18 protein-coding genes are annotated in these 19188 nt (G+C 45.0%); 6 read left to right on the top strand and 12 right to left on the bottom strand.

The window, feature by feature from the left end:
* Nucleotides 1-517 precede the first annotated feature (517 nt).
* The 3 genes from LFX25_RS10035 (at nucleotide 518) to LFX25_RS10045 (ending at nucleotide 2461) form a co-directional block, all read left to right on the top strand.
* Nucleotides 518-1222 carry a histidine kinase gene (locus LFX25_RS10035; RefSeq protein ID WP_238730116.1) on the top strand — a complete coding sequence of 235 codons (705 nt, stop codon included), beginning with the start codon at nucleotides 518-520 and terminating at the stop codon, nucleotides 1220-1222.
* The gene (locus tag LFX25_RS10040) at nucleotides 1212-1982 is read left to right on the top strand and encodes an SDR family oxidoreductase (protein ID WP_118955736.1); all 771 of its coding nucleotides are present in this window, start codon (nucleotides 1212-1214) and stop codon (nucleotides 1980-1982) included. The genes LFX25_RS10035 and LFX25_RS10040 overlap by 11 nt, the downstream gene beginning before the upstream one ends.
* A gap of 179 nt (nucleotides 1983-2161) precedes the next feature.
* Nucleotides 2162-2461: an ArsR/SmtB family transcription factor gene (locus tag LFX25_RS10045; RefSeq protein WP_000031888.1), complete on the top strand. Its 300-nt coding sequence runs from the start codon at nucleotides 2162-2164 to the stop codon at nucleotides 2459-2461.
* A 27-nt stretch (nucleotides 2462-2488) separates the two neighbouring features.
* Here LFX25_RS10045 and rfaD read toward each other — a convergent pair whose 3' ends face one another.
* The 8 genes from rfaD to queG form a co-directional block, all read right to left on the bottom strand.
* Nucleotides 2489-3460 (bottom strand): ADP-glyceromanno-heptose 6-epimerase, encoded by a 972-nt coding sequence (gene rfaD / locus LFX25_RS10050; protein ID WP_238730117.1) that lies wholly within the window; start codon nucleotides 3458-3460, stop codon nucleotides 2489-2491.
* Between the two features lie 14 nt (nucleotides 3461-3474).
* Complete coding sequence (locus LFX25_RS10055; protein ID WP_238730118.1) at nucleotides 3475-5232, bottom strand: UbiD family decarboxylase; 1758 nt, start codon at nucleotides 5230-5232, stop codon at nucleotides 3475-3477.
* Nucleotides 5229-6356: an A/G-specific adenine glycosylase gene (gene mutY / locus LFX25_RS10060; protein ID WP_238730119.1), complete on the bottom strand. Its 1128-nt coding sequence runs from the start codon at nucleotides 6354-6356 to the stop codon at nucleotides 5229-5231. The genes LFX25_RS10055 and mutY overlap by 4 nt, the downstream gene beginning before the upstream one ends.
* A gap of 122 nt (nucleotides 6357-6478) precedes the next feature.
* Complete coding sequence (locus tag LFX25_RS10065) at nucleotides 6479-7465, bottom strand: adenylate/guanylate cyclase domain-containing protein (RefSeq protein ID WP_238730120.1); 987 nt, start codon at nucleotides 7463-7465, stop codon at nucleotides 6479-6481.
* Nucleotides 7462-8292 (bottom strand): oxygen-binding di-iron domain-containing protein, encoded by an 831-nt coding sequence (locus LFX25_RS10070; RefSeq protein ID WP_238730121.1) that lies wholly within the window; start codon nucleotides 8290-8292, stop codon nucleotides 7462-7464. The genes LFX25_RS10065 and LFX25_RS10070 overlap by 4 nt, the downstream gene beginning before the upstream one ends.
* Before the next feature lie 68 nt (nucleotides 8293-8360).
* On the bottom strand, nucleotides 8361-8729 hold the full coding sequence (locus tag LFX25_RS10075) for a response regulator (RefSeq protein ID WP_238730122.1): 369 nt from the start codon (nucleotides 8727-8729) through the stop codon (nucleotides 8361-8363).
* Nucleotides 8726-10771, bottom strand: coding sequence for a PAS domain S-box protein (locus LFX25_RS10080; RefSeq protein WP_238730123.1), 2046 nt, complete (start codon nucleotides 10769-10771; stop codon nucleotides 8726-8728). Before LFX25_RS10080 ends, LFX25_RS10075 begins: the two co-directional genes overlap by 4 nt.
* 67 nt (nucleotides 10772-10838) lie before the next feature.
* A complete protein-coding gene (queG, locus tag LFX25_RS10085) occupies nucleotides 10839-11771 on the bottom strand; it encodes a tRNA epoxyqueuosine(34) reductase QueG (protein ID WP_238730124.1) in 933 nt (310 codons plus the stop codon).
* 20 nt (nucleotides 11772-11791) lie between these two features.
* Between queG and LFX25_RS10090 the strand changes: the two genes are divergently transcribed.
* On the top strand, nucleotides 11792-12184 hold the full coding sequence (locus LFX25_RS10090) for an LIC_11502 family protein (protein ID WP_238730125.1): 393 nt from the start codon (nucleotides 11792-11794) through the stop codon (nucleotides 12182-12184).
* 92 nt (nucleotides 12185-12276) lie between these two features.
* Here LFX25_RS10090 and LFX25_RS10095 read toward each other — a convergent pair whose 3' ends face one another.
* The 4 genes from LFX25_RS10095 to LFX25_RS10110 form a co-directional block, all read right to left on the bottom strand.
* Complete coding sequence (locus LFX25_RS10095) at nucleotides 12277-13194, bottom strand: DUF350 domain-containing protein (protein ID WP_238730126.1); 918 nt, start codon at nucleotides 13192-13194, stop codon at nucleotides 12277-12279.
* A 9-nt stretch (nucleotides 13195-13203) separates the two neighbouring features.
* Nucleotides 13204-13962 carry a type I methionyl aminopeptidase gene (map, locus tag LFX25_RS10100; RefSeq protein ID WP_255717808.1) on the bottom strand — a complete coding sequence of 253 codons (759 nt, stop codon included), beginning with the start codon at nucleotides 13960-13962 and terminating at the stop codon, nucleotides 13204-13206.
* 6 nt (nucleotides 13963-13968) lie between these two features.
* Nucleotides 13969-14163, bottom strand: a complete 195-nt coding sequence (locus LFX25_RS10105) for a hypothetical protein (RefSeq protein WP_003008197.1) — start codon at nucleotides 14161-14163, stop codon at nucleotides 13969-13971.
* Nucleotides 14164-14407: 244 nt separating this feature from the next.
* Entirely contained in the window at nucleotides 14408-17836 is a 3429-nt protein-coding gene (locus LFX25_RS10110; RefSeq protein WP_238730128.1) for a SpiroCoCo family coiled-coil protein, read from the bottom strand.
* Between the two features lie 105 nt (nucleotides 17837-17941).
* Here LFX25_RS10110 and LFX25_RS10115 point away from each other — a divergent pair, with 105 nt between their 5' ends.
* Both LFX25_RS10115 and LFX25_RS10120 read left to right on the top strand, forming a co-directional pair.
* Nucleotides 17942-18703 carry a class I SAM-dependent DNA methyltransferase gene (locus LFX25_RS10115; protein WP_238730129.1) on the top strand — a complete coding sequence of 254 codons (762 nt, stop codon included), beginning with the start codon at nucleotides 17942-17944 and terminating at the stop codon, nucleotides 18701-18703.
* Nucleotides 18704-18861: 158 nt separating this feature from the next.
* Entirely contained in the window at nucleotides 18862-19158 is a 297-nt protein-coding gene (locus tag LFX25_RS10120; protein ID WP_238730130.1) for an STAS domain-containing protein, read from the top strand.
* The last annotated feature ends 30 nt before the right edge of the window (nucleotides 19159-19188 follow it).

A 19188-nucleotide genomic window follows, 5' to 3' on the forward strand; every position in this document is an offset into this window, starting at 1 on the left:
ATAATTGCTATACAAATGATTGCAATCATTTTTTACGGAAAATTGAATTTTATTTTCGAGAACGGAGAATCGAATCCGCACTTCCTTCTTCCCTTAACGAAAAGTCCGTAACGGAAAATCGTTGGAACCAAAAGGAAATCGGTTTTATCTCCTACCGTTTGAACGAACGGTTCGAGAACGGGAAAGAAAGATCGATTCCTAAGAGCAATTCCCTTCTTATAAAAACGAACGAGCCGATGTATCAAATTCAAATATGAAGAATTTAGAATGGAATCTTTTGTGAATCTCTGAGAAAAACATGCCGACGATAGGTTATGAATCCGGTTGTCCCTTCTGTTTTAAAAAGAATTCAGAAATTCTAACGATCGGAACGAACAAAGGAATCGTTTCAAATTTGTCTGATTTATCTGATTTTTAGAATATCGTAATTCTGGAATTTGATTGATTCCTTCTCTTTCTGATTGAAACTGACAGGGAAATTTGTAGCGTCCGGTATACCGCGGGGATTTAAAGAAATATGGCAAAAAGTTTTCAAGACTTAGATCAAAAGCTTTCCGAACTCATTCAAACTCGTTCCCGAATCACGGTTCAATCCTCCCGGATGAACTCCAAACTTGAAAAATACGTTCTCCGAATTATTACGGAAATCTTAACCAAGGTGGGCCAAACCCGATACATCGAAATGTTGTATACAATCACCAAAGAGATGTCCATCAACGGAGTGAAAGCCAATCAAAAGAGGGTCTTTTTCGAAGACGAAGGATTGGATATTCGAAATCCTGAACATTATGAAAAAGGAATAACCGCTTTTAAAGCGAAGTTCTCCGAAAAGATGGCGGACGAATATGGCAAGCGATGTCTTGCTCGCGGCATTTCTGTAAAATTAAACATTACTTATACGAACGATGGTGTTGTCGTCGAGGTAACGAATAATACTCCCGTAATCGAAGAGGAAGAAGAACGGATGCGGGAGAAGATGAGAAAGGCGATGGGTTATAACGACATCGCCGAATTCTATATGGACAATATGGACAATACGGAAGGAGCTGGATTGGGAATCGCCCTCATCATGATTCTATTAAAAAGTGAGAATATAGATCCGCACCTTTTCCGTATCATGACGCACGAACACCAAACGATCGCGAGAGTCGAAATCCCGTTTTCGGAACGTTATATCAGCATTAGAAGCAAAGAATTAAAGGAAAATAATCTTGGACATTAAAGGTAAAACAGTACTTGTTACCGGTTCCGCCGGCGGACTCGGAAAGGCGATGGCGGAACATTTCGCCAAAAAAGGGGCAAAAATCGTCCTTTCGGACATATCTGAAGAAAAACTGAAAGAAGCCGAAAACGACATCAAAGCTTTAGGAGCGGAAGTATTCTCTTTCAAAGCGGACGTATCCAAAGAAGAAGATGCAGAAAAGCTTATGCAGTCTGCGGTGAAACATTTCGGAAGTTTGGATGTCGCGGTATTGAATGCGGGAATCTTAAGAGACGGTCTTCTCGTAAAGACGGATAAGGAAACCGGCAAAGTCGTTTCTAAAATGTCCTTATCGAATTGGCAATCCGTCATCGACGTGAATCTTACCGGAGTGTTTCTTACCGGAAGAGAAGCCGCGATTCAGATGATCGAAAGCAAAAGCAAAGGAGTTATTATCCCGATTGCTTCCGTCGCTATGCATGGTAATCCGGGACAAACGAATTATTCTGCCGCAAAAGCCGGCGTTGCCGCAATGACGAAACTGTGGGCAAAAGAATTAAGTAGATACGGCATTCGTGTGGCAGGCATTGCACCCGGATTTATAAAAACAGAAATGGTAATGAAGGATATGAATCCGGAAGCATTAAAAAAATGGGAAGCTCTTATACCGATTGGTAGATTAGGAGAACCTTATGAAATCGCTCTCACTGCCGAGTTCATTGCTAACAATGATTTAGTGTCCGGAGTTGTATTAGAAATTTCAGGTGGAGTAAAAATTTAATCGGAAATCATTTTTTTAAGAAAAGAACTTTACACTAAGATAAAATTATAATACAATAGACCGTAATTTACCGAATTAAGATTTACTAGTTTAACAAAACTGAATGGACTTAAAACGGTAAAGCGAGTCTAAAAAGAAAAGCATCTTCTTCTTTTAGAAATAAAAAAAAGAGTAAAACAATGTCTAAAGAAAAATCAGCATTAAAGAAAAACCAGTTGGAATCGGCAATTCGCGGAATCAAGGGGATCGCTCACCCGGACCGTCTGCAGATTCTTTTCTTCCTATCTCAGAAAGAACACAGCGTAGGTGAACTCGTGGATTTATTGGGAATCAGCCAATCTGCGGCTTCCCAACACCTGAGCAAAATGAAGATCAACGGAATTCTTTCCAGCAGAAAAGAATCCAACCAAGTCTTCTACTATCTGAAAGACGGAAAATACAAGGATCTGATCCGTACGATCGTAAAAATCTACGGATAATCCTTAAAAAATCACTTTCAAAATACGTTATGTACCCTCTTCCTCATCGAGGAGGGTTACATACTCTCTCACCGCATCGCTCAATTTCGTAAAACCACCGTTATAACCCGTTTTCAGCAGTTTTATCGTATCGGCGCAAGTATAGTATTGATATTTCGCCTTTAAGGATTCGGGCATTTCAGTATACTCTATGTTCTTCGGAAGTTTCAACGTATCGAAGATCGCGGAAACCAAATCGTTCCAGGTTTCGGCGATTCCTCTTCCGAGGTTGTAAAGGCCTCCGTGACCGCCAAACGCCAGATAGGCGGTGATCTTTGCGGCGTCCTTCGCGTATAAAAAGTCCCGTTTTTGTTCCCCGTCCTTGTATTCCGGCTTATAGGATTTAAAAAGACGGATCTTTCCCTCTTTTTTGATCTGCTCGTAACCCTTCAACACGACGCTTCTCATATCCCCTTTGTGCCCTTCTCCGTAACCGAACACGTTGAAGTATTTGATTCCGGTGATTCTGTTTAAAAATCCCTGTTTTTGCGCGTAGAGATCGAACATGTGTTTCGAATATCCGTACATGTTCAGAGGTTTCAACGAATCGATCGGAGCCTTGTCGTCGTATCCGTTCGCTCCGTCTCCGTAGGTCGCGGCGGAAGAAGCGTAAACGAAACGCAATCCGTTCTTCAGCGATTCTTTCGCGAGCAACTTCGTGTATTCGAAATTGTTTTCGATCAGATAGGACGCGTCCGTTTCCGTGGTCGAGGAACACGCCCCCAAATGAAACAGAATATCATAATATTTTAATAGATCGGAACGAAGCGCCGATTCGAGGAAACGATCCTTTTCCAAATAGTCCGAATATTTTTTACCGAGCAGATTCTTCCATTTGGAGGAAGTCCCGAGATGATCCACGACGAGAATCTCGTCGATTCCTTGTCCGTTTAGTTCTTCGATCAGATTGGAACCGATCAGACCGGCTCCTCCCGTTACGATGCATCTTTTTTTCGTCATAGGGTTCAGATTTCCTAAAGTGATTCTAACAGTCTACCAAATCTATCGTCGACCTTTCGGATCGTTTTCGGGTCCGCTTCCGTCAAAGGAGGATACCAGGTTTTCATTCTGCAGTCGACGACGACAGGAGGATAAAGCGCCGGATGATTTCGGATTAATTTCGTATCGGCGTAGATATCCCCCGCGGGTTCGAATCTCGTAAAGATCGACCAGATAAAGTCGTGATCGCTTTTAGTCGCGTCCTCCGAATCGTCCACAAGAAAGACGAACAAGAAATCCCGGATGGATTTTTCTTTCAGAAGTTTTGCGGGAACGCCGTCCTTAAACTTATACTTCGGTCCGGAAACCACTAAAACTCCCGGATAGGCGACTTTCGGATCGGTAAAGGAAGAATTCGCAAACTTGCCTCGGAAAGCCGTTTTGAGATCGTTCTTCTTTTTGCCCGATCCCAAAAGAATCGCCTTGCTTCCCTTGTTCACTTCCGGTCCGGTGTAATCCAGAGTATCTTGGGAAATGTTCGCAAAGATATGAAGGTCCGTAATAGGATTCATTCTTTCTAATACGCTAATAAACGTTTCTCTAAAGTTTTTGAGATCCACGTTCTGATCCGTGACGAGCAATACCTTCGTGAGGGACAACTGCCCTTCTCCCAAAATCCTAAGAGCGCCGGTAAACGCTTCTCCTTGGTATCGTTCCTGAACGACCGCAGCGGCAAGAGAATGTACGCCGGATTCTTCGTACGCCCAAACGCCTTTGACCGCGGGCATTACGACCGGAAACATGGGAGATAAAAGATCCTGCAGATATTCCGCGATCCAGTGATCTTCTTGCGGTGGACGACCGACCACGGTCGCGGGCCAGATAGCATCCTTTCGATGAAAGATTTTTTGAACCTGGACGATCGGGTAATCGTGCCTCAAAGCGTAATAACCGTAATGATCCCCGAACGGTCCTTCCGGTTTTCGGATCTTGGGAGGGATCACTCCTTGAATCATAAAGTCCGCATCCGCCACGATCGGAAGAGAAGAAACGTTCGAATCGCGTTTAACCTTAAGTTTTTCACCTAACAACAGCGATGCGAGAATGAGCTCGCTGATTTCCTCCGGCAAGGGCGCGACGGCGGCGATCGTCAAACCCGGAGGACCGCCTGCGTAGATATGAACGGGTAGAGCCCGTCCCTGTTTTTCGGCTTCGTAGTAATGATTTCCGCCGCCTCGATGAATCTGAATGTGCATTCCGGTTTCCATCGGACCGTGAATCTGAATCCGATACATTCCCAGATTTCCCTTTCCGGTTTTGGGACTTTCCGTATATACCAGCGGAAGCGTGACGAAGTTCCCACCGTCCTTCGGCCAGGATTTGATCGTGGGTAGTTCATGCAAAGAATCTAATGTATTTTCCAGAACCGGAGCCGTGCCTACTTTTTTTAATCCGACCTTGAGCGCCTGAAACGCGACGTTTCTCAGTCCCCAAACCTTGGAAGGGGTCGGAGGCAAAATGTGTTGAATCGTATGCGCGATCTTTTGTACGAAGCGGATCGGATCTTCTCCGAACGCGATCTTCATTCTGCTTTCGGAACCGTAGAGATTGGTAGCTACGCTGAAACGCGAACCTTTTACGTTTTTAAAAAGAAGAGCCGGGCCTCGTTTGGCGACGACCCTTCTTTGAATCTCGGCGAGTTCCAGATTCGGATCGACTTCCTCCTCGATGACGAGCAGTTCCTTTTGTCTTTGCAGTTCTTTTACGAATTCCGCAGTGGATCTGAGTTTCATGATTTCCCCACCGGAAGTTCCGGATATTTTTTAGTTTTAGTTCGAAGTTTGATCAGTTTGCCTGAGATGGACGAAGGAAATTCTTCCTTAAGTTCCGATTCTCGGATCCATTTGAACTCGACGTCCTTTCGTTTCCGCAGGACGGATTCCACTTTCTTGCGGTTCTTCGTTTCGAGTTCGCTGAACTTAAGCCGAATCTTATGATTTGTGATCGAATGTCTTGCGTGGATCGCGTTCGTTACGATCCGATCTTCGTCGAAAAGTTCTTCGATCCATTCGTCCGATTCATACGGATGTTTGCCTTCCAAGCGAAACGGCAGAGAATAAATCGTTTTGAAAAATCTTCGTTTCGGATCTTTCACCAAAAGAAGTTCTTCTTCCGATTTTAAATATAAAAAATTGAGATCCAGATCAATCCAATTCTCCACAGATTTCGGAGCGGGAATTTCCCTTTCCTTTCCCGCAATTCTCGCTGCGCAACGTTTTTCCAAAGGACAAGCGGTGCAGTTCGGAGCGGGAACACAAACGAGCGCTCCCAATTCCATCATCGCTTCGTTGTGATCTCCGGGAGATTCGTAGGTTAAGAATTCTTGTGCGAGGTTCGCAAGAAATTGATTGGTGGAACTTAAATTAGGATCGGACGTGATCAAAAACAATCGGGACAACACGCGCTTCACGTTTCCGTCCAATACCGCATGACGTTTTCCGTATGCGATCGATAAAACGGCGGCCGCGGTATAACTTCCCACGCCGGGAATGGACAACGCTTCTTCGTAGTTTTGCGGAAACGAACCTCGATGTTTTTCCACGATCAACTCCGCGCCTTTTTTCAGATTTCTCGCACGGGAGTAATAACCGAGTCCCTTCCAATACTTCATAACTTCTTCTTCGCTCGCTTCTTGCAGCGCTTTCGGCTCGGGAAACCTTTGGAGGAAAGCTTCGTAAATCGGAAGCATCGCGCCGACGCGGGTTTGCTGAAGCATAATCTCGCTTACCCAAATTCGATAAGCGTTTTTATTGATTCGAAACGGAAGGTCTCGTTTGTTTTTGTGAAACCAGGAAAGAAGGTTCTTTCTGAGTTCGGGAAAAAGATTTGAGTCGATAAGATCGGTTGCCGCTGTCACTGTCGTAAAGAAAATCGATTTCTTTACATGGAATGATACGCGGAAGGAAGGTAAATCCCGTTTTATTTCCGAAGTTCAATTTTCATTCGAAATAGGATTTGAAAACGCGATAAAAGTCCGAATTATTCTCTCGCGAGAACGGGTTGCTGCTTTCCTTGTTTGCCCGGATTCGAGATATGATACTTTCCTTCGGAGAACATGATGTGTTTTCCCTCTTCCAAAGCGTGATACAGACGTTTGAAATTCGGACCGGGCGTCTGCATGGACTGCGGATCACCCAGATTCTTCTTAATGGAATCGATCGTATAAAGATCGTGGCTGCCCACGCCTTTGAGTTCTTTCATACCGATATACGCGCAGTCGAAATAATCGCGCACGTCGTTGTAAACCGATTTGGAAACCGTGATCTTTCCGGGCTCGCCTATGTTTTCAATCCGGGAAGCGAGGTTGACCGTATGTCCCCAAATATCGAACGCGATCTTCGTATGGCCGACGACTCCCGCGATCAAGGTTCCGGAATGAATCGCGATCCTAAGTCCCCACGCGTCGTCCCCGTCCTTGATTCGTTCCTTCTTTTTCGATTCCGTGTATTCCATCATTTCCAAAGAAGCGAGAATACAATCTAGTTTCGCGGTTCGTTTGTATCCTCCCAAACCTCCCACGGCGAGGAACGCGTCCCCGATGGTTTTTACCTTTTCGATTCTATGTTTGGTGCAAATCCGTTCGAACTCGTCGAAGTAAATGGATAGTTCCTTCAAAAGTTCGTTCGGACTCATATAACGGCTGATATCCGAAAAGCCGACGAAGTCCGTGATAATCACGACCGCGTTCTCGTGCTGAATCGGCCTTACCTTTCCCTTGAGTTTCAATTCTTCGATCATGTATTCGGGAAGAATGTTCTGCAAAAGAACGTCCGCCTTTTTTTTCTCAGCGAGAATCCGATTTCGATCGCTGTTGACCAAGTGATTCATCATCTCCCGCGTAAGTGCTTCCTTGTTTCGATAACGAACGATCCGGCTTAACGCGCGGTAGTAGTCTTCTTCCCGTCGAATGATGTCTTCCGGACTTCCGATCGCGATGTTCTTCGCGAATTCCGCCAGTTCGTTCAACTTTTATCTCCTTTTCTCGCTTTTTGGATCATATCGTCCTTGATTAAATCCAGACCGCAGGGAAGATTCCAGAGTTCTTCGATGATCGAAGGAAGTTGTTCCTTACGTATGATTTGTCCGTGTTGCGGCGCGATCACTTCCGCGTCGAAACTTTGAATCCGAAGAAGCGCATAACGTAAGGCGAGATTGGAAGGTATGTACGCCTGCATAAACGCTTTCATATTGTCCAAAGCCCTCGTATCGTGATACAAGGACCATTCCTTTCCGAGACCGCCTAAAATATCGCTCGTAAAAAGCACTTTCGACTTTACGTCGTACGTAATCATCGCTCCGGGAGAATGGGCAAAGGGAGTGCTGATAAACTGCAGTTTTCTTCCGCTCGGAGATTCGAAATCGGTCAATGTGTCCCCGATCCGAACGACACTTCCCTTTACTCCGTAGTGTTTGATGAGATAGACGGTTCTCGTTTCGGCGACGAGCTGGACTTGAGAATCCCCTCGAAGATCTTCGAATATGGGAACGTTCGCGCAAAGATCGGGATCTTGGTGCTGTAGAATGATGGTTTCGATTGAATCCGGCGCGACAAGCGAGAAGATCTTTCTTGCGACCACGGGGAAGTCCGGAATGGAACCGGGGTCGATCAGAATGGTGCTGTCCCCGTTCTTGATCATGTAGGGATTGCAGTGAAGCGATTCCTTTTCGTCGTAGAAACCGATCCAGTATACGTCTTCGGCGATTTCCACCGCGTAATTCGTATCGATTTCAAGCGTTAGTTCTCTTTGTATATTCTTTTGTCCGTTATCCGGTTGAGCTACTTCTGTTGACAAGTACCGACTCCTATTCTATTCGATCTGGACAATCATAACGTATACGACTTTGTCGGTTTACAAATATTCTATTTTTCGTATGTAAGAAGAAGCTCTCTGATCTTTTCGACGCTCACCGGTTTGATGAAAATTTCATTCACACCTGCGTTACGAGCCGCTTCCATAATCTCAGGTTCCGAGAAGGCCGTCATGGCTGCAATCGGAATATTAGAATTTTGCGCTCTTATTTTTTTCGTTAGTTCGATTCCGTCTAACACGGGCATTTTGATATCGGTAATCACCACATCAGGTTGATACTCAAGGAACACTTCCCAAGCGATTTTTCCGTTCTCCGCGGAACATACGGAAATCGTAAAACGTTCCAAAAAACGAACCATCATCACTCGAATCAACTCTTCGTCTTCTACATAAAGAATTTTTAATGCGATTTGTTTCATGGAAGTTCGATCACCATCACCGCGCCCCGTTCGGAATTGTATGCGTAGATGCTGCCGCCCATGTTGTTTTCGATGATTGATTTGGACATATAAAGGCCGATCCCGGTTCCCTTCCCTTGATCCTTGGTAGTAAAGTAAGGCTGAAAAAGTTTGTCCAGCACCGTTCTTTCGATTCCGCCTCCGTTATCTCTGATCGTTACGAGTTTTTTATCGTCTTTCATTTCGAGTTCGATCCTGATTTCCGGTTCGGGCGGATGTGTTTCCACAATCGCGTCCCTTGCGTTTCCGATTACGTTCAAAATCACTTGGGAGAATTCATTAGGAAAACCGAATACTTCATAATCGGAAGAAGGATTAAAGTAAATACTAATATTTTGATTTTTCAAACTTTCTTCCACAAGGGAGAACGTTTTATTGATCACCGTTTTGAGTGAAAATTTTTCCTTCGTCTTATTGGGACGAAAATAATTCCTGAAATCGTCGATCGTGCCGGACATCTGCTCGATCAGATTCATGATCTTATCCGTCGATTGACGGATGTATTGTTCGTCCAGTTCCTCCGCTTCGTAAACGTATAGGAAGTCCTGCACGAACAATCCGATCGCGTTCAGCGGTTGTCTCCACTGATGCGCGATATTGCCGATCATTTCGCCCATATCCGCGAGCCTGGAACGCAGAATCATCGCCTTTTCCTGTTCTCTTCGGCTTTCGATCTCCGCTTCGACCCTCGCCTCCAGGCTGCGATTCAATTCCTCCAATGCGTTCGTCTTTTCTTTGAGTTCTGTTTCCGATTTTTTACGCGCCGTCATATCGCGGATCACGCCCACGAAATACTGATTCTGATTTTGAAAGAATTCAGAAACCGCGAGTTCCACCGGAAAAACGGTTCCGTCCTTTCGAAGAGCCATGACTTCCCTTCCTATCCCGATGATCTTTTTCTCGCCGGTTTCGAGATACCGTTTCAGATAATGATCGTGTTCGGAATGATACGGCTCGGGCATCAAAAACTTGATATTCTTACCCACGACTTCGGTGAAGTTATAACCGAACATCCTTTCCGCGGCTGTATTGAACATGATGATCGTCCCTTTCGGAGTAATCATAATGATCGCGTCGACGACAGTCTCGAAGATGGCCTGAAATCGTTCGTCGCTTTCGCGCATCGCGTTAACGGCGAGAAATCTCTGTTCGCTTTCCCGAATATTCTTTAATCCTAATTCTAAGTTTCTTGCGATTCCCGCATACGTAGTCGCTTCCTCTTCGAGAAAATAATTCTTTTGTTTGGAAAAGATACAAAGAACGGAAGTGAGTTCTCCCACGAGAAAGATCGGAAAGACTCCCATGGATTGATATCCCGCTTTCACGCAGATTTCCTTCCAACTTCCGAAATCATCCTGAGCGGCGATATCTTCCACGATGAGAGGGTTTCCGGTTTTAATCACCCGCAGGGCCGGTCCGAGATCGATGGCCTCGGATTCTTCCTGAAACGCGAAGAGATTTTCGCCTGCATAAGCGACTTGGAATATTACGTTTTTCCTAGATTCGACCGTTCCAAAACAGACAAACCCGAAATTCTCCTCCGCGACGAGAATTTTGCAGATTCCTCCGTAGAGTTCCTGAACGGATTTGGACTTCAAGATCCATTGATTGATTTCGTTCGCGATCAAATAGGACCGGTTGATTTCGATTTTTCTTTCGTCGTCGGTCTCGCCTCGTTCGGTCTGTTCGGGAAGGAGAACCCCTTCTACCTCGGAAACTTCTTCGTCTTTGTAAACCTTTCGTAGAAATACGGATCTCGTCTTGATATAGCCGACTTCGGTCTTAAAATCGATCGCGGCGATCAGCTTGTCTTTAAAAGCGTTCTTTGCAAAGTCGCCGATAAAATCGGAAATCGTTTTGGAAAATCGGAAGGATTCTTCCCGTTCCGCGTCCAAATCCAAAAACGTCAGAAACTCGGAATTGGAAGATGTATACGCGCCGCGCTGGTTGGTTCGAAAGATAGGAGGTTTGAATTCTTGAGAAGATTCCCAGCCGGAATTCATGGCAAAAACTCGTTCTCTGAAACAAGAATCAGAGACGACATTCGATCAAACCCTGAGAATTTTTAAATCACTTTTTTGCCATCTTTACGTTTCTTTCATACATCGAAAAACTCATTCGTGAAATTGCCGAGTCGGAAAAGTGATTCTTGAATTCGCTTTCATTCAGATCCAGAAGAGAATCGGAATTCTCCCGAAAAACAGGACGGACTCGAAATTCTTCCAAATGCGTCCGAATCCCTTTTTTACGGGCCTTAACCCGGTTCCAAGGACAAACGTCCTGGCAAATATCGCAGCCCGCAATCCAACCGTGTGTGGTCGAAATCTCAGGAGAAGAATCCTCGAGAGTATGATGGGAAATACATTTCCCCGCGTCGATCCGATACGGTTCGAGCGCCTGCGTAGGACAAGCGTCGATGCAAGCCGTGCAGGTTCCGCATCGATCCTTTTGTTCGATCTGCGCGCTTTTGATCGGGAGATCGGTCAGAATGACCGTAATAAAGAAGAATGACCCGAAGTCCGGATGAATGAGATTCGTATTCTTCGCCTTCCAACCCAGCCCGGCCCTTCTCGCGAGAACCTTTTCCGGCACCGGCAAAGAATCGACCCCTTGTCTGAAATGATGATTCGGATATTTTCGTTTGAGTTCCTGTAGGAGAGGTTTTGCAAGTCTGCGAAGAACTCTATGATAATCCTCTCCGACCGCGTACCGGGAAAATCGAAACGACATCGTTTCCGCAACGTCGTCGTAGTCGGGATCGTTGTAAATTGTACCGAGCGCTAAAACGGATCGAGGTTCAAAACCGAGATTCTTAAAATCCAAACGAAGATCCATGTTCTTCGGATACCATTCCATCTTTCCGTGTCTCCCTTCGGCGACCCAGGTAAGTATGTTCTCCCGATCTTCTTGCGGAATTTTTGCGTCACAAATTCCATACATATCGAAACCGGATCGTTCGATGAGAGTTTTGAACTCGGAAATTATTTCTTTACTTTCGATCATAAATTTGTTATACATCGAGTATGCAAAAAGAATTATCCGAACGTATTAAGTTTCCCAGAACCGATCTCGAATTGATCCCCGATCGTTCCCCTCTCTCTTATTCGGATGTGATCGCCGCGATTCGTCTTACTCTTTTACCTAAGGATAAACTTTCCAAACAAGTCGTATTCGCATCGGTTGTCGGAGCGTTGAAAGGTTTTGCGGAAAGAGATCTCAAACCGTTTCACTCAAATCACAAATACATTTTTTCGGAACTCGGTTCCGAAGTCTTAAAGACCTTGGATGTTGCGGGCACCATCGATACGATTTCGAACGAGGATAGAATCAAACTTTTAAAAGAAGCCTTCGACTACGGAATCCGCAAAGTATATCACTTAGAGTGGAAACTGTATAGTTCTCGGGAAATCTACTGATCCGTTCATCCGTCGGCATCGGCAACTCGTTTCGAGTTTTTCAAAAGTTGTCTCGTTTCTTCGTTAACGCAACACCGTAATCGTCGAACTTGTCACACCGCGTAGAATAGAATTCCCGCAAAGCTGATCAACACGACCGCTTCCAAAATCCCAACGCCCACGTTTTGATCCCGGCTGATCTCTTCTTTGAGAGTGCTTCCCGGTAAAATCACCGCGTCCGTCAGAAGACGAACCGCGGGAATCACGATCAATCCGAGTATAAAGTCGAGAAAGATCTGAAACAGAGTGTGTTCCATCGAAACGGGGTCTTTGTGAAGTGCCCTCGCGATGATGATTCCAAGAGCGACTAACGCGCCGCTGTAGGAAATTCCGGAAGCGAGATTTTCTTTCTCTTTCAATTCCGAATCCAAGGAATACGGAACGATCTTACGATAGGCAAACGTGAATAGAATGAGTGCGATTTGTCCTATGGAAAAGAATAGAATCCCGAGAAGGCTTCCGTCCAACAACTTCTGAACCGGTTCCAAAAGTCCCAGATCCTTCCAGAGCGGGAACGCGAGTCCCGCGTTGTCTCCGCTGAGAGAAGCCGCGATGATGATGGAGGAAGCGACGCTGCTTCCGAATACGACCGCACCTACGGCGACGTTTCTCCCCGAATAAACGAGTTCGTTAAAATCCAAACTGCGAAAGATCAGTTTATCGTTGATGAAGTAGGAAAGATTCAAGAGAAGAATTCCGAGAATTCCGTAATACAAAACTTGAAAACAATCGGAGATAAGATCGCTTCCGGGAGAGGCTAAAATCACGAGAAGAATTAAGGTGAGTCCGAAATAATAACCGGACAATCCAGTGGAAACCGCGGTGTTGTTGTTCGCGATGATTTCCTGATCGAGATCACCGGGTTCGATCCAGTCCTTGATTTTTTTACCGATGTAAAAGAGAACAAAACTGATTAAAAAAAATACCGCGTCTCTTCCTAAAGCGCTTAGATAACCAAGTACCGTTTCCATGACACCAGATTAACCCGATACGGTTAAAATTTCATAGCCTTTTTCGGTGACGAGGATCGTATGTTCGAATTGCGCGGACCATTTCCCGTCCTTCGTAGTTACGGTCCAATGATCTTCTTTCGAAAAATTCACCTGCCAAGTGCCGAGGTTCACCATCGGTTCGATCGTAAAGATCATTCCCGGTTCTAGTTTGGCGAGTTTTCGATTTTGACGGAAGTGAGGAATCTGCGGATCTTCGTGAAAGCCTCTTCCGATTCCGTGCCCCATCAAATCGCGTACAATTCCGTATCCTTTGGGCGTAAGAAAATCGTCGATTGCATTCGCGATATCGTGTACTCGATTGCCGGGCTTAACTTGTTCGATCCCGATATACATCGCTCTCTCCGTATCCTTCACGAGAGTCTCGACTTCGGGACTTGTCTTACCGCCGACAATGAACGTACGGGATGAATCTCCGTGATAACCGTCCAAGAGCGGAGTCACATCGATATTGATGATGTCCCCGTCCTTTAAAACGTCCGTCGCCTTGGGAATCCCATGACAAACGACTTGATTCACGGATGTGCAAATCGATTTAGGAAATCCTTTGTAACCGAGCGGAGCGGATTTAGCTCCGTGCTTCTTCGTAAATTCCTCGCAGAGATCGTTCAGCTGAAGAGTAGAAACACCCGGTCGAACGTGTGCGGAAATATAATCCAAAAGCTTAGCGGCCAGTTTCCCAGCCGCTCTCATTTTTTCGATTTCGCTCTTGTTTTTGATGAAGATCAAATCGAATTAGAAATCAGTCGGGCGGACCGTACTTCTTTTGTTGGATTCAGTACGTTTCACCGCGTCGTCGATCAGTTGATGAATCTTCTCATTCAAACCGTCAATCGCGTCTCCGGAAGTCATAAATCCTTTAGACTTGATATAAGCCTTTACTTTGCTCGTTACGATCAGGGTTTCCTTTTCGACATTCTTTCCAGCCATTGAGTTCTTCCTCTCTGTCTTAGTTTTCTTCTTTTGTGCCATCTTCAATATTGCTCCGGTTCACGGCCGTCCAGTTTGTTTTTGTCCGTTTTCGGTTTCAGTTTGTATTCTTTTCAGAAACCCGGAAAAAGAACAACCTTTTAGAACTTTCCCCTTCGCGACCTTACCTTTGTTTTAAAAAAAATGATACCATAACTTTGAAAATGAGACATAGAGCTCGAATCGGAAGTCGTCAAGAAGTATTTCATTTCTTCTTAATGGATTCGCTTTGTAGAATCGTATTCACAAGCCCCGTCTCTAAATTTAATTTTTCCGCGATGGTTTCCGCAGGCCATTGAAAGTTATGATACAGATTCAGCACGGTGGCCTTCTTTCTTTGGATCAAATGATCCTTGGAAGTGTCCTTCGACTTGCCGGAAGGAGAGGAACCTTCGGTAACCGCGCCTACCGCGTCCAAAAATCCGGAGAGTTTTTCAAACTTATCGTCCGCTTCTCCCAAAAGACTTTCGAGATCTTCCTTCACAACTAGGGCTCCGGCCTTCAAGTCTTCCATTCTATGTTGCAGCGTGGAAATCTGTTTGTGTCTTTCGGAAAGATCGACCATCAGGTCTTCGATTTTTTCGAACTTCGCTTCCACGGAACGGATTTCTTCCTTTTTGCGGAACAAGGATTCGATTCGGTCGTCTGTTTTACGCACCGTTTCCGCGATTTCCTTTTCTCTCGCTTCGAGAATTTCAACGTCGTTTTGAAGAGAATACAGTTTGTTTGTAAGTCCTTTCGCGGCTTCTTTGTGCGCGTCGGTTTCGTCGAAAAGACCTTTGACTTCTTCGCGAACGGACTCCAACGTTTCCAGTCTTGCGGTAAGATCTCCGAACGTCTCTTCCATTTCGAGCGCCTTTTCACCTGCTTCGAGAAGTCTCGTAAAGGTGTCTTCCCAATCGGAGGACCTTCTTTGCAGTTCTTCGAAGTCTCTGCGTAAAAGATCCGAAGAGTCTTTGATGGAAGTAAGGGAATCCAATCTGAGTTTCAAGTCTTCCGTTTCGGAAAGAAGAGAATGTTTTAAGTTCTGCAGTTCGTCGAGTTTCGTTTCGAGTTCGTTTAACAACGGAGTCTTCTCGTCCGCTCTGGAGAGAAGTTCTTCCATCGTTTGAATGTAAGAATCGGTTCTTTCCACGACCTCGCTCGCTTTGTGGAAGAGTTCTGTTTTTTCTCCGAGTTCTTCCATCTTGTCCGTGATCGCTTCCACGGAAGAACGTAAACCTTCGGATTCTTCCTGGATTTCCGCGATGAGATTTTTTTTCGCGTTGCGGATTTCTTCGAGGTCTTTTTTAAGATCGAGTTGAAGAGTTCTGTATTCTTCCATGGAATCTTTGAACTCTTCTTTTCCGGAACGTAAGAATTCTTCCGCGGCCGATTCCATTTCGCGCAGTTGATTTTGAAGCTGTTTTTGAAAACCCTTCATCTGATCGTCGCTGTCTTTGCGCGAGGACTTGAGGGATTCTTCCAGATTCTTTTTCACGTCCAAAATGTATTTGCTGATTCTCTCTTCGAGTTGACCGAGCTGGAGCTGGCCCTTGTCCATGAGAGAAGTAAGTTGTTTCGAAATTTTTGCGTCGATCGTTCCGTTCAAACGGCTGATCTTTTCTTCCTGTTTTTCAAAAAAGTCTTCGGCGGAATCACGGAGACGGTCTAACACGCGTTCGGCGTCGCGGCCTGCGTTTTCGAGATTGGATTCCACGTTGTTGCGGATTTTTTCCGCGTGGATTTCGAGAACCTTTTCGTTCTTTTTAACGATCTGTTCCATCTTATCGATGGTTCCGGAAAATTCTTCCCGAAGGTTCTGGAGGATCTCCGATCCTTCTTCCTTGATGCTGCGTAAAGATTCGCCGAGACGATCGGATACGCTATCGCCTTCTTTTTGAAAGTTCGCCTTATAACGGGAAACGAATTCTTCGATCTTGTCTTTTTGAAGCGCGTATTCGTTTTTGAATTCTTCGAGAAGACCTCGCCCTTCGACGTGAATTTCGCCGAGTTTATCCTGCAAACGGCCCATTTGATCTTGTGCGCCGAGTCGGATAGTACCGAGTTCTTCTTCCCAGTAACGGCCCAAATTCTCGAATCTCTGATCGATTTTACGGACTTCTTCGTCCACGGTTCCGGAAAGAAGATCGATCTTTTCTTCGACCTGAGACATCAGATCGCCCGCGCTGGATTCCATCGCGGATTGAAGATCGCCCAAATACGAATCCACGTCCTTGATTCGAGTGGAGATCTGTTTATCGAGAGTAACGATGCTTTGACGAACCGCTTCTAAATCCTGTTGGATCTGTTCGGAACGTTCGGCGTGCATTTTAGAAAGTTCTAAATCGAAATTCTCCTGAAGCGTGGAAATCCCGTGAATCGTTTTTTCCTTCGCCTCTTCCCTCGCCGAATCCAAAGCCGAATGGAATTCCCGGAGTCCGAGAGAGATTTCCTTTTTAAGACCGTCCGCGTCGTTTCTAAGATTGCTGCTGATTCGGTTGAATTCCTCTTCAAAGCTGTCGATTTGACGAAGCAGCTCCGACTTGCGAGCGTCTGCTTGACGAAGCAGTTTGTTTTCCGCCTCGAGATATTTTTCCTGAAAGAACTGGATGGATTCGTTGATCGATTCCGCCTGACGTCTTGTTTCGTTGAGAATTTCGTCGCGACGAGTCATCGTTTCCAAACTCATTCCCTCGATCTCTCTGCGGATCGAATCCACTTCGAGTTTAACTCCGTTGATGAACGCTTCTTTGGAATGAGTGACCTGTTCGAGGATACGATCCAGTTTTTCCTGAGCGGATTTTTCGGCGACACGCGCCATCTCTTCGAGTTTGCGGTCCGCGGCCTCGGCCTTCTCTTCCACTCTGGAATCCAGGCGTTCGAGTTTATCGCTTACGGTTAAGAATACGGTTTGCAGTCTTTCGGATCTCAGATCCAAGTCTTCCTCTTTGTTGCGGATCGTTTCAAAGAGAGAGGAGATTTCCGAACGAAGCTGTTCGATTCTTCCCACGGATTCACGCATTAGAGAATTGGAATGTGCTTCCAGGCTGTCTCTGTAATTTGCTGCGATCGAGTTCAAACCTTGATCGATCTTATCGTTTTTAATTTCTAAAAGTTCTTCGAGTTCCACGATTTTGGAAGCAAGAGATTGTAAGAGTTCGTCCGAACGAAGATTGACCTTATCGGTAAACACTTCCAAGATCGCTTCGGCTTCGGATCTCAAATCCAGAATTTTCTGATCCAGAAGCTGGATTTCCTTTTTTCCGGATTCCATACGAAGAAGTCCCTGTTGAATCGCGTTGGATTCTTCGCGGATATCGGAGGAAAGTTGAACGACTTCCTTGAGATCGCGCGCCACGCCGTCGAGAAAATCGCGGTTTGTTTTGATCGAATCGAGAAGTTGTCTGGATTCTTCGTTGAGTGCGTGGACGTCGTTTGCGAGTTTACGCGTTTGTTTGAGGCTGATTTCTAAATCGATTCCTGCGTCTTTTACGGATTGGATTTTTTCTAAGGCAATATCATTCAGTTCGTCTTGAACTTTTCCCGTAAAACGTTTGATTTGACTGAGTTTATAGTTGGATTTATCCAGCCTTCGAAGAAGGATTGTAATTCCTACGCTGGCTATAAACGGCAGGAGTAATTCTATTCCCATTGAATTTTGTTTACCATAGACAAAATGTTTCCGGAAACATTATGTCTCATCAAATTACGATTGACTATTGGAAAGATCGTAAAAAGAGCAAGAAAAAATTAAATTATGCTTAAAAAAAAGCCCTATTCCGGCTTTTCGTCGGTTTATGACGCAGTTATGCGTGAAGTTCAGTACAAGCGTTGGTCTGAATTTATTCTCTCTTCTTATTGCGCTCACAGCGAAACAATTTTTCCGAAAACGATCTTGGATTTAGGCTGCGGCACTTGCCGGCTCTGGGAAGAATTCCCGGATTTGGCGGAAATGACCGGAATCGACTCAAGCTCGGAAATGCTCGAAATTGCGAGAAAAAAGGAGATTTGCGGAGAATTGATCCTTTCCGATTTACTAAAGTTCGACCTTTCCCCGCGAAAATTCGACCTCATTCTTTCCACACACGATACACTCAATTACTTGAATGATGAAGGCGAATTGAAACAAATTTTTTCCAAGATTCGATCCCATCTCGCGCCCGACGGACTTTTCTTTTTCGATATCAGCAGTCTTTACAACTTCAAGAATCATTTTGACGGACAGACCTTTGTGGAACGCGCCGGGGATTATAAAATCCGATGGATCAATCGATTTTTGGAAGAAGAGCGCGTTCTCGAATCGACGCTCACATTTTCTCACAAACGAACGGACGAAGAATTTACCGAAACTCATGTTCATAAATACTTCCCAAGGAATACGATTCATCAACTTCTGCGGGAATCCGGACTCTTCCTTTTGGAAGAAGGCTCCGATTACGAAGATTGGATTTTACGAGAAGACGCTTCTCTGATAAATTATCTCTGCGGAAATTCAGAAATTTATTTACGGAATCGGTGACATTTATCATATATTTAGCATTCGATTTATTACGTCGAAGTGTGTTAACCTATAAGAATGGGTTCAAACAAAATCGTTTTAGAAAGTACTGATACAGAAAAAGAAGAGAAAGGATTTCAGTTTCACAACGTCGAAGACGGAAACCGAGGAAAAAGCGTATGTCCAAGTTAAAGTTAGAAGGAAAATCCGGTAAGGTAATGATCGATACGACGGTGATCGACGGTTATGATAAGATCTTCGACGAGGTTTCCAAAAGTGCTTCCTCGGGTTCTTTGACGGACGTAGAGTTTTTTGTCGACTCGGTGAAAAAAATCACTTCGAGCGGAATCGCGAAACTTCTCACCTTGAAGAACTTGATGGACAACTACGGAGTAAAGATGAAAATCAAAAATCTCAGTCCCGATCTTCTCGAAGTTTTGAAAAAGTTCAAAGTGGACGGCAAACTCGGGCTCTGAGATGTTTCGAAAAACGATTGCCGCTCGGAT

Origin of the sequence: Leptospira sanjuanensis (assembly GCF_022267325.1) — a bacterium.
GTDB lineage: Bacteria > Spirochaetota > Leptospiria > Leptospirales > Leptospiraceae > Leptospira > Leptospira sanjuanensis.